Origin of the sequence: Vibrio sp. 1F263 (assembly GCF_041439035.1) — a bacterium.
In the GTDB taxonomy this organism is placed as follows: domain Bacteria; phylum Pseudomonadota; class Gammaproteobacteria; order Enterobacterales; family Vibrionaceae; genus Vibrio; species Vibrio tasmaniensis_A.
This window is the reverse complement of sequence record NZ_JBGONI010000060.1, coordinates 1-11,758: the sequence shown is the minus strand read 5'-3', so window position 1 is coordinate 11,758 and position 11,758 is coordinate 1. Positions and strand designations below refer to the sequence as shown.

At 42.0% G+C, this 11,758-nt stretch carries 11 protein-coding genes; 2 read left to right on the top strand and 9 right to left on the bottom strand.

Annotation, left to right across the window (positions count from 1 at the left end):
• Positions 1-455: 455 nt before the first annotated feature.
• From ACED25_RS21850 to dusA, 7 genes are all read right to left on the bottom strand, one after another.
• Positions 456-1,232, bottom strand: a complete 777-nt coding sequence (locus ACED25_RS21850; RefSeq protein WP_102542874.1) for a phosphoadenylyl-sulfate reductase — start codon at positions 1,230-1,232, stop codon at positions 456-458.
• Positions 1,225-2,952: an assimilatory sulfite reductase (NADPH) hemoprotein subunit gene (gene cysI, locus ACED25_RS21845; protein ID WP_017101845.1), complete on the bottom strand. Its 1,728-nt coding sequence runs from the start codon at positions 2,950-2,952 to the stop codon at positions 1,225-1,227. Before cysI ends, ACED25_RS21850 begins: the two co-directional genes overlap by 8 nt.
• Positions 2,952-4,817 carry an assimilatory sulfite reductase (NADPH) flavoprotein subunit gene (locus ACED25_RS21840; protein ID WP_371696088.1) on the bottom strand — a complete coding sequence of 622 codons (1,866 nt, stop codon included), beginning with the start codon at positions 4,815-4,817 and terminating at the stop codon, positions 2,952-2,954. The genes cysI and ACED25_RS21840 overlap by 1 nt, the downstream gene beginning before the upstream one ends.
• Before the next feature lie 123 nt (positions 4,818-4,940).
• Positions 4,941-5,171, bottom strand: a complete 231-nt coding sequence (locus tag ACED25_RS21835) for a hypothetical protein (protein WP_004735813.1) — start codon at positions 5,169-5,171, stop codon at positions 4,941-4,943.
• A gap of 222 nt (positions 5,172-5,393) precedes the next feature.
• Entirely contained in the window at positions 5,394-6,116 is a 723-nt protein-coding gene (locus ACED25_RS21830; protein WP_081326142.1) for a TIGR04219 family outer membrane beta-barrel protein, read from the bottom strand.
• Between the two features lie 135 nt (positions 6,117-6,251).
• On the bottom strand, positions 6,252-6,473 hold the full coding sequence (pspG, locus tag ACED25_RS21825; protein WP_009847904.1) for an envelope stress response protein PspG: 222 nt from the start codon (positions 6,471-6,473) through the stop codon (positions 6,252-6,254).
• Positions 6,474-6,748: 275 nt separating this feature from the next.
• On the bottom strand, positions 6,749-7,753 hold the full coding sequence (gene dusA, locus ACED25_RS21820; protein WP_243579495.1) for a tRNA dihydrouridine(20/20a) synthase DusA: 1,005 nt from the start codon (positions 7,751-7,753) through the stop codon (positions 6,749-6,751).
• A 104-nt stretch (positions 7,754-7,857) separates the two neighbouring features.
• Between dusA and ACED25_RS21815 the strand changes: the two genes are divergently transcribed.
• Positions 7,858-8,949: a site-specific integrase gene (locus tag ACED25_RS21815; protein WP_102421408.1), complete on the top strand. Its 1,092-nt coding sequence runs from the start codon at positions 7,858-7,860 to the stop codon at positions 8,947-8,949.
• Positions 8,950-9,040: 91 nt separating this feature from the next.
• Positions 9,041-10,399 carry a P-loop NTPase fold protein gene (locus ACED25_RS21810; protein ID WP_102421407.1) on the top strand — a complete coding sequence of 453 codons (1,359 nt, stop codon included), beginning with the start codon at positions 9,041-9,043 and terminating at the stop codon, positions 10,397-10,399.
• 155 nt (positions 10,400-10,554) lie between these two features.
• On the opposite strand, the gene ACED25_RS21805 is transcribed toward ACED25_RS21810, so the two are convergent.
• Together ACED25_RS21805 and ACED25_RS21800 are read right to left on the bottom strand one after the other, a co-directional pair.
• Positions 10,555-10,686, bottom strand: coding sequence for a hypothetical protein (locus tag ACED25_RS21805; protein WP_277871672.1), 132 nt, complete (start codon positions 10,684-10,686; stop codon positions 10,555-10,557).
• A gap of 216 nt (positions 10,687-10,902) precedes the next feature.
• The gene (locus ACED25_RS21800) at positions 10,903-11,373 is read right to left on the bottom strand and encodes a type II toxin-antitoxin system YafO family toxin (protein WP_017081560.1); all 471 of its coding nucleotides are present in this window, start codon (positions 11,371-11,373) and stop codon (positions 10,903-10,905) included.
• Between the last annotated feature and the right edge of the window lie 385 nt (positions 11,374-11,758).

Genomic DNA, 11,758 nt, shown 5'->3' with positions numbered 1-11,758 from the left:
ATATTCATCAACGAGTGCCCACACAGATTGATAGGTTTAAATTGTTAAAGAGCTTCTCTTCGTTGTGACTTACATCACTTCGGAAGAGGCGGCCATTCTAGCGTTTTAATTCTCAGTGTCAAACACTTTTGAAAATTAATTTCTACTTTCTAAAAGTAGAAGCGAATTATCGCTTAAAGCTAGTTGCCTTACTAACATTCTTCGCTGAAGCCTTGTGGCGTCTACCGTGTCAGTGAGGCGGCATTATAGAGATGTTCCTCACATTGGCAAGTGTTTATTACCGAAAATTGCAAAAATAACGGTTAGATGATGGATAAACACCCAAAGCCTTATTTATGCAAGTTTAACTACAAAGTACCTACATAATAACCACAGACTTATCCACAATCGCTTTAATTTTATCCCCTAGAAACTAAAAAAGCTGCCTTGAGGCAGCTTTTTAAATGGCAATGGGTCTAAATCCCAGAACCATATTGCTCTCCATCGTCTTCATGGAGACCACATTCTCGTTTTAGACCATTGAACCGGGTTTCTTCTTCAGTCATACCCGGTTCCCATTTCTTAGTCGTATGAGTATCTCCAACAGAAAGGTACCCCTGCTCACGAAGTGGGTGGTAACTAAGGCCATGCTCTTCCAAGTAATAGTGAACATCTTTATTTGTCCAATCAATTACTGGCAAGAACTTAAACACACCATTTTGGATAGATAAGATAGGCAAGTTTGCGCGCGATTGAGATTGCTCTCTTCTCAACCCAGAAAACCAAGTGCCAGCCTCTAGTTCATCCAGCGCTCTTCTCATCGGTTCAACTTTATTAAGCTTGTTGTACTTCTCTATCCCTTCTATACCTTGATCCCAAAGTTTGCCATATTGCGCTTCTTGCCAATTAGGGCTCTGCTGAGAACGAAAAACTTGAAGGTTTAGAGTCAACTTCTGACTTAACTCATCGATAAATCGATACGTTTCCGGGAATAGATACCCAGTGTCCGTAAGAATAACCGGAATATCTGGTTTTGCTTGAGTCACTAAGTGCAGCATCAACGCCGCTTGGATTCCGAAACTAGAAGACACCACATGTGTTCCTTCTAAGTTTTCCAGAGCCCACTTCACTCTTTCTAATGCGGTTAGCTGCTCTAACTCAGCATTAATTTGTCCAAGACGAAGTATCTGCTCCGTCTTAGTCAATGCGAGTAGCTCTGCTAACTTCAGTTTTGAAGCGACAGAATTATGCATGCAGATCCCTCTTTGAAATGATCACCTCTTCGATGATGCCAGCTCGGATTGTAAAATCACCGAACCCTTCATTATCCGTTCGTTCTGTAGCCCAACGTCCCACCAGCGAATCAATCTCTTCTAAAATCTGAGCTGACGCGATGTTCTCTTTATACATCTTCGGGATACGAGTTCCGGCTTTGTTGCCACCTAAGTGCATGTTGTAACGCCCCGGAGCCTTGCCGACTAAACCCAGTTCAGCCAACATTGCACGACCACAGCCGTTTGGACAGCCTGTAATACGAAGGATGATGTTATCTTCTTCTGGTAACCCGTGTTTCTTCAGAATGTCTTCAACATCCGTTACAAACTCAGGAAGAAAACGTTCGGCTTCTGCCATTGCTAACGGACATGTTGGGAATGCCACACACGCCATTGAGTTCTTGCGCTGTTCTGAAACGGCATCATCCATCAGACCGTATTGACGTGCCAGCTTTTCAATTTGTGCCTTTTGGCTCTTAGGTACACCTGCAACAATGAGATTTTGGTTCGCTGTCATGCGGAAGTCACCTTTGTGGATCTTCGCTATTTCAGCAACACCTGTTTTCAGCGCTTTACCCGGAAAATCAAGTAAACGACCATTTTCGATGAATAACGCTAAGTGGTGCTTACCATCAATGCCTTCCGCCCAACCGATACGGTCGCCACGGCCAGTAAACTCATAAGGACGACTTTCAGAAAACTCAACGCCTGCACGTTTTTCTACTTCTGCTTTGAATACATCAATACCAACACGATCGAGTGTGTATTTGGTTTTGGCATTCTTACGGTTTGAACGGTTACCCCAATCACGCTGAGTCGTTACCACCGCAGCGGCGACATCTAACGTTTTCTCTAATGGCACAAAACCGAAATCGTCAGCTTTACGTGCATAAGTAGAAGTATCGCCGTGCGTCATAGCAAGACCACCGCCCACTAATACGTTAAAGCCCACCAGCTTTCCGTCTTTAGCAATCGCGATAAAGTTAAGATCGTTAGCATGAACATCTACGTCATTTTGTGGAGGAATTACAACCGTCGTCTTGAACTTACGCGGTAAGTAATTACTACCTAAGATAGGTTCTTCATCTGTTGTTGCGAGCTTTTCACCATCTAACCAGATCTCAGCATAAGCACGTGTCTTAGGTAATAGGTGTTCACTGATCTTTTTCGCCCACTCATAAGCTTCTTGGTGCAGCTCGGACTCAACCGGGTTTGTGGTACACAAAACATTTCGGTTTACGTCACCCGCAGTAGCGATTGAATCAATACCAATACTGTTTAGTGTTTGGTGCATTAACTTAATGTTCGGCTTCAACACACCATGGAACTGGAAAGTTTGACGAGTTGTAAGACGGATAGAACCATAAGAGGTGCTTTCATCTGCGAATTTATCAATCGCTAACCACTGCTTAGGAGTGATGATGCCGCCTGGCATACGCGCACGAAGCATTACGTTATGTAAAGGTTCTAGCTTTTGCTTGGTACGTTCATTACGAATATCACGGTCATCTTGTTGATACATACCGTGGAAACGGATCAGTTGAAAGTTATCTGCGGTAAAACCACCAGTGATACGATCTTGAAGATCTTGTTCAATCGTACCGCGAAGGTTTTTACTTTCACGCTTCAGACGTTCATTGTCAGCCAAAGGTCCCAGTACTTGACCTAGCACTTCTTGCTCTATTACTTGCTTGCTCATTAGTACACATCCCTTTGGTAACGTTTCGCTTTACGTAAATCATTAATATATTGTTCAGCTTGTTCGCGGCTCTGATTGCCATGTTTTTCCGCTATCGTAACTAACGCTTCATGAACATCTTTTGCCATTCGAGTTGCATCGCCACATACATAGAGGTACGCGCCCTCTTGAAGCCATTGCCAAACCTGCTCTGCCTGCTCAATTAATCGGTCTTGAACATAAACCTTTTCTTTTTGATCACGACTAAACGCAACATCAAGCTTGGTTAATGCACCAGATTTAAGATACCTCTGCCATTCAACTTGATATAAGAAATCTTGAGTAAAGGTACGGTCACCAAAGAACAACCAGCTTTTACCTTCAGCGTCATTGTTTTCACGCTCTTGAACAAAACTACGGAAAGGTGCGATACCTGTACCCGGGCCAACCATGATGATTGGTGTGTTGTCGTCTTGCGGCAGTTTGAAGTTATTGTTGTTCTCTACAAACACCTTAACTTCACCACCTTCTTCAAGGCGTTGAGCTAAGAAACTTGAAGCACCACCCAGACGAGATTCATCGCCCTTTTGGTATTCAACCAGACCAACCGTTAAGTGAACCTCTTCATCCACTTCAGCTTGGCTTGATGCAATAGAATAGAGGCGTGGAGTTAACTTACGTAGTAGGCCAATCAATTCATCAGCCGATAGCTTGGTCTTCTTCTCAGCTAAAACATCAACAACTTGAGTATTACCCGCGTAGTCACGAAGCTTGTCTTTATCTTCCACCAGCTTAATTAACTTCTTGCTGCCCGATAGCTCAGCAAACTTAGTCACTAGCTGAGGGTTTGAAGATGTAATCTCAAATTTTCTGACGAGTGCGCTATGCACAGACAAGTTGTCACCATCGACATCGACACTTTCGATACCAGACAGCCCAACCTTAGAAAGAATTTGATTTGCGAGTTCTGAACTGTTTTCAAACCATACGCCTAGCGCATCACCCGGTTGGTAAGTAATACCCGACTCATCAAGATCAATTTCGATATGACGAACATCTTTGCCCGAATCACGACCAGTGATCTTTTGGCTCGTTAACAGTGTCGCTGTGTATGGGTTTTGTTTGGTGTATTGCGAATGACCGGCAGCCGCTTGACCGACGGGCAACTGAACTACATCGGCTTCAGTGCCTGTCGATAGCGTCTCTTTTACTTGCTCTAATGCTTTAGCGCGCCACTGCGTTGCTGACTCTTCGTAATCAACATCACAATCAAGACGGTCGACAAACGATTTAGCACCAAGCTTAGCGAGGAAGTTATCGAAGTCTTTAGCCGTTTGGCAGAAGAACTCATAGCTTGAGTCACCTAAACCGATCACACCGTATTGTAGGTTTGATAATTTTGGCGCTTTCTTCGATTGAAGGAATTCATGCAACTCAATAGCGTTATCAGGGGCTTCGCCCTCACCATTGGTTGAAGCTACAAAAATGACGTGTGTCTCTTTGGCTAAGTTCTTACCTTTATAATCACTTGCATCGAAAAGCTCGACAGCAATCCCTAAGGCTTTCGCTTCTGCCTCAAGCGATTCGGCGACACCTTTCGCATTACCGGTTTGGGATGCGAAGATAATGCTGAGCTTACCCGCAGGTTTTTCGGCTACTGCAGCGGCTGCTTGAGCGATTGGCGCGGCGGCACCCACAGGCTGAGTTTGGCTCACACCCCAAAGGTAACCACTGACCCATGCCAGTTGTTGAGAAGATAATTCAGAAACAGTTTGCTGAAGATGACCCAATTGTTGGTCATTAAGTGGTGCTGCTAGCCCAGGTAACTCATTAGCCCCAGACTGTGCATTATTATTTTGTGAAGACTCTTTCTTATTTAAAGACATGGTCACGACATCCCTAATCATTGCGTGACGATAGATTAACCACTCCTTTTAATAACAAGAAAGAATAGAAAAGTATGTTTTATAACTTTTTGGAAGTAAAAACCGATTGAAACGTCAATTGAGTTACTGGTTTTCAATACGAACTTGTTGAAAGCCAACCGCCATTGCCGACTTAGATGCTAGGTCTAAATCCGCGTAATGACACTCTTCACCATGAACATCAGTAAGCAAAACAAAGCCACCGCCCATATGGCGAAACTCCACAACCCAAGACCCCTCTTGAATTGAGGGCTCTATGATCGCTTCAACCAACAGATTTTCTCGATATAAATTTCGTAATTCATTGAGTGTCATATTCCATCCCTTGCTTTGACCTCACAACATAGACCTTATAAGAATAGACGCTAATTAGGTATCTGTATTAAGGATGGTCGAAAGTGATGAATGTGCTAACTAATTCCAGAAAAGTATATACCCAAGTAACTTCAAGATGCTTGGGTATAACCAGTAGATATAAAAAAACGCCACTTCATAAAGTGACGTTCTTAAATTTCGTTCTAGATTCGCTTGAATAGCCTAAAAGCGTACTTCTACGCCAGCAAACCAACCATCAACCATAACAAACGATTTAGGTGGCCCTGGCTTTGGGTCATCCAAAGGATCAGGTTCTTTGTCCGTCTCAAGAGGTTTATTCAGCTCTGAAGAGAAAAATTTGTCCGAATCAAGGTCAATCACACGATAGCCACCACGAAGTGCTATTTCAGTATCTGCCACTGGAATACGGTACTGAACACCCGCCATCAAATCGGTACTCTTAATACCGTTGCTATCACCAAATTCCATCGTACCAATGATATCAAGGTGAGTATTAGGGACATTGATTTCTGCGTTACCGTAGAAGCTCCAAGTAAACTCATCAAAACTTGTCGTTTTCGAACTGTACGGATCTTTGTAATGTGAGTTTGCATACTGAGTAAATGTCACACCCGCATCGAAGTTCATCAACTTGTGATCCAACATTGTGTAGTAGAACGTGTAGTCATACTTATCAAACGCTAACAATGTTGTATCAACAGTAGAGTAGCGGAAACTCGCATTTGGCAGCTTAGGGGCATTATGCTCAAATGCGAAATACAACGAAGGTGAGTTTGAGTCACTCGACCTAGCTTCATTCAGCTTTGTACTTCCCCACCACATATCAGCACCGATCTTAGTCGTGTAAGAAAACTCTTCTTCAGCGGACACTGCCGAGCTTAAAGAAAGCATTCCCACTAAAGCAATTAATGGCATTTTATTCATTTGAGATAGCTCCAATTCCATATCGTTGTGCTAATTGTATGCACATTCATAGATTATTGGGGAAAATTCTACCACACATCTTAAATTCTAAAACGATAAACCGCTGACGAGTAAAGATTTGACGACACGATGACCTTAATAACGTCTTTGGTTAGAGCTGTGTACATAGTTTTTGAAAAACCACACACCCACTGCAATCACGATCAGCCAAGGCAGCAGTTTAAACACAACGCCCATCATACCTAAGACCAGCATGACCGCTAACGCGATTCCGGTTGCCGCTAGTACCGTCATAAACGTAATACCAGTAACGAGTAAAGTTGCGACGAAAATAAGAACAAAGATTAATTCAAACATAATGGTCTCCCTAATGAGTTAATGACCTATCTTTCCTACTTTCTAACATTGCAGCTTCCATACCAAGTTAGTAAAACCAATAAAACCCTTACTTATCAGGTAAATAAAAAGCCACACATCTAAATGCGTGGCTTTTAAAGAAACGATCAATGGCAAATTTAGCCTCTAGTGGCGAATTTAACCTTAGGTTTTTAAGCTTAGGTTTATAAGCTTAGGTTTTTAAGCTTAAGTTTTTGCTTGGGCTTTTAAGCTCGAACTTTTAACCTTGAGGGTGTCTATACGTTTAGCTCTTTAGGGATCTTAGCCAATGCCGTCTGAATCACCTCAATGCCCGCGCCTTTCTTATGTGCATTCTCACTGATGTAACGACGCCATTGTCTTGCACCCGGCATGCTTTGGAACAAACCAAGCATATGACGAGAGATGTGTCCTAAGCTTGCACCATTTGAAAGCTCACGCTCAATGTACGGGTACATTTCTTCAACCACTTGTGAGCGCTTCTTGATTGGCGTGTCTAAACCAAAGATCTGCTGATCAACTTCAGCCAAGATAAACGGGCTATGGTAAGCCTCACGACCGATCATCACACCATCAAGGTGTTGCAAGTGCTCTTTAGTTTGCTCAAGAGTAGTAACGCCACCATTCACGGCAATCACAAGATCAGAGAAATCTTTCTTGATTTGGTATGCGCGATCGTAATCTAGCGGTGGGATCTCACGGTTCTCTTTCGGGCTAAGGCCACTCAACCACGCTTTACGCGCATGAATAGTAAATTGTTCACAGCCGCCTTTTTCAGAAACCGTCGAAACAAACTTAGTTAAAAACTCATAAGAGTCTTGGTCGTCGATACCAATACGCGTTTTCACGGTAATTGGAATATCAGTGACTTCTTTCATCGCCGACACACAATCTGCCACCAGCTCAGGCTCAGCCATTAGGCAAGCACCAAAGCGACCATTCTGAACTCGGTCGGAAGGGCAACCGACATTAAGGTTGATTTCATCATAGCCGCGCTCACCAGCAAGCTTGGCACAAGCAGCCAGATCAACCGGGTTTGAACCACCGAGTTGAAGTGCAAGAGGATGTTCTTGCTCGTTATATTCTAGAAAGTCGCCCTTACCATGTAAGATCGCACCTGTTGTTATCATTTCCGTGTACAGAAGCGTCTGCTGAGAAAGCAAACGGTGAAAGTAACGACAGTGGCGGTCAGTCCAATCGAGCATGGGTGCAACAGAAAGTCGGTTACTAGCGTATTTACTGGTTTTATTAGTGTTTGTCATGATTCAGTCTCAATTAATACTGTACAAACATACAGTGAATTACCTAGAATTAAACGGAATTACTTCCTGTAGTACCCCTCAAGTACCCCTTTAGGAGTTGGACAATGGCAAGTTATACCATCGAGACCAGAAAGCTAAAAAGCGGTGAACCAAGGTTCAAGGTAACAATCATCGTTAAAAAGAATTCGCGCATTATACACAGGGAAAGCAAAACTCTAAAAAAGAAAGCACTCGCTAAAGCTTTCGGTAAAAAAAGGGTAGCTGAACTAGAAGCTCAAGGGGTACTCAATCAACCAAAAACAGTCCCCCTTTCGGTACTCCTCGATTTATTCATGGCCGAAAGAGATCTTTGGGACAATACAGGCCGCACCAAACGCTATGTGATTAAGATGCTTAGGGATTGCGACATCGCCCAAGTTGAGAGTAATCAGCTACGAACTAGCGACTTAATCGAGCACTGTAAAAACAGAAGAGGCGCAGGAGCCAAACCCGCAACGATTTATCATGATATTGCTTACCTACGTTCTGTAATGAAAAAGTCTAAGCCTGTCTTCAACATCGACACCAATCACCAGATATTTGATGAAGCCGTCCCAGTTCTCATTGATATGACACTAATAGGTAAAAGCCAGAAACGAACACGTCGCCCTACTGCTGAAGAACTGAAAATCTTAAAGCTTGGATTAGAACAACGTGAGTCTTTCCGACCAAACGGCACAACTCGAATCCCCTTTACCGACATTCTAGAGTTCAGCATTCTTACTTGTATGCGGATTGGTGAAGTCTGCAAGCTGCGTTGGGAAGATCTCAATCAAGAGCATAAAACGATACTGGTTAGAGATAGAAAAGACCCTAGGAAGAAAGAAGGTAATCACATGATTGTGCCGTTGCTTGGCGAGTCATTTGAGATCGCACTAAAGCAACCAAACAAAGGTGATCTTATTTTCCCGTACAACTCACGAAGTGTTAGCGCAGGCTTTCAGCGAGTGAGAAACGAATTGGGTATTGAGGATTTGCGGTACCACGATTTACGAAGAGAAGGTGCAAGCCGTTTGTTTGAAAAAGGGTATTCAATTGAAGAGGTAGCTCAAGTGACAGGGCATAGGAACCTAAACATTTTGTGGCAGGTATATACCCAGTTGTTCCCACACAAATTGCACAATAAACAAGTCGAAACCATCAATTCAGATAGGTGACAAGTATCAATACAATTAAACACACTTGATGATACCGTCATAACCAATTATTCACGGCTAATTCGGCCTCTCTTAATTATGGATTAAGTTAATGTTCGACATACATTTCAACAATCGAGATGAATTCAATCGACAATCTATCGCTATAAATATCATCAACTTACTAGAAAGCGACATTAGTATTTCACCACTAATTATTGATGGTGGATGGGGGACTGGCAAAACTGAATTTTGCTGCAAATTGATAAACCTTTACAAAGAAAAAGATTCGAGCTCAATAATCTACATAGATGCTTATAAATCAGATCATGCTGATGAGCCTTTATTAACCATTCTTGCTGAGGTACTTAAACTCGTACCGGAGAAAGATGGTAAGAGACAAAAGACCATAAACAAAATCCTACCTGCAATCCGTTTTGGGTTAAAAACTTCCCTAAAAGCTGGAGTTGGACACTTATTAAAAACAGATGCAGCTGACATTGCAGAAGGATTCGAAAAAGAGGTCGCCCAAGCAACAGACGCAGCAATAGATGCTTCTGTTGAGAGTATCTTAAAGAGTCACATCGAGGCAGAAGAAAGCTTAGCCGCGTTACAACAAGTGCTAAAGAAGTTATCTTCAGAAAAACCAATTACAATATTTATTGATGAACTCGATAGGTGTAAACCTAGCTATGCCATCAAACTTTTAGAAGTGATCAAACATACATTTAATGTTCCTAACGTTAAGTTTGTCTTAGTTACCAACTCAAAGCAGTTAGAAGCGTCAATAGAACACTGCTATGGCAATGGTGTCGACGCTTCAAAATATCTAGACAAGTTCATAAACTATAAAATAGCACTACCTACAACTCAAAAAACAAACTACGCAATTGATACAAATAAAGTATCTTCTGTTCATTACAAAAATCTGATTAAGTCTAGTTTAACTCTTGGTGACACATGCCTTAGAGGACAATACAGCGAACAGTTCACAAATCTAGTCACAAGAGCAATCTCAGTACATAGCTTATCACTCAGAGAAGTTGAAACCCTTGTACGACATATTGAAGTTCTAAACATCGTCACCCCTGATTACCTTTCTGAAAATAAAATCTTTGGTTACTCGATGCTACACATTACGGGAATTTTATTCTCAGTTATAACTCCACAAGTTGCTCGAAAAATACATTCAAGAAGTGTCACTGCTGAAGAAATAGGCACCCTTTATGGCTTAACTGCAATCCCCGAGCTCAGTGAAAACCAATGGGAATCACCTGAGCACTATGAAATATTTACAGCTCTTATAGCTCAAGAATGTTCATCTAAAGAATCCTTCACAATTGACGGAGAGGATGAGGCAAGGTGGGAGCATTTGTTTAATAGGATGTTTGGGCGAGGGTGGGATAAACCAGATAAAACCATAGAAATTCTGGCATCCATTATAGACAGCATACATCTTTACAAAGCCTAATTATTGAGGGCTCTCTATGAGCCCTTCTTCCTAACTAAACGTTTTAGTCTCAAGTCGAATCAGTCGACTGTTATGCCGCCAAAACATTCCAATAATAACGATCATGGATGGCGGCAACCCCATCGAAGTTAAGTACTGTAAAATCTCAACCATAATTACTTGAACTCATTCCGTAGGGTTTCCCATAGGCCAAATACTATTGGAGCACTTGCGCCAATAATGCCACCGAATTGAACACCGTCTGCCGATACGCTCGCGGTGATAAGCTCAGGGTGACCAACTACCAAAGCAGCTCCCGCGCCAAGTAACGCTAAACCCTTTTTAGTGGATGGTTGAGCTAGGGAGCTTTTCTAGTAAGTCTTCCAAATCCGCGTGTTGGGAGTTCGAATCTCTCCACCCTACCATCTTCAAAGTGCATTATTTATGCATGAAAAAAGGCCACTCATTGAGTGGCCTTTTTGCTATCTGCGATTTATTTTATCGACGTTTTCTTCGCTAGTAACTTACTGAAATAGCAATCTATGTGTTTTAGCTATCCCTGTCCACTCACTAACCTGATGAGCGTCTTCAATCAAAGCGTGAGCTTGGTCTAAGCAGTAATCAATAACATGAAAATGATGATTGCCACCTTTATCAATAAAGTACGAATAAACAATATAACTGTTGCTTGTGCAGCTCCACTGTACTTTTAAATCCCCATTTTCTTCCTCCCATACGCACCCGTCTTGCCATATGTGAACATGATGGAGCTCTTCTGCTCTGGCATCAATGGGGTGTGTTGCAAGTTTATCTCGACCAATAGTATCAAGATGTGCGGGATGTTGAAGTTGAACCGTCTCAGTAGGATTTGGAATATCACCAAATTCTACACATTCAGTTTTATATTCTTCAAACTCATCGATTGGGAGAGATGCAGAGGGATTTTCTGCCAAAACTTTCTGAATTTTGGCAGATTTTGTTATAATTATACTCATTTATTATCGAACTTTTTCCATTTCTTTCGCTAATAGCTTGCTGGATTCAGAAAGACGACGCTTGAACTCAGTAGTTCGACGTTTAGTTGTTCTAACTTTTCTCTCTGTAATGGTAGTCATAGACTATACCTCGTGAGTTCCTTAAAGGAGATGTATCTTTAACGCGTTTACAATAATACATCAAGGAACTGCACTAATCAATTTCTAAGTATAAACAGTTGATATTTGGAAATTGGAATTAGACAAAATACAGTAATATGCTGAAATACTTGTACCTTGGTTTTTATTACTTGGTAACTATATGATTTTTTATTGGTTTTGTGAAATTAAAAATCCGCGTGTTGGGAGTTCGAATCTCTCCACCCCTGCCATCTTCAAAGTGCAT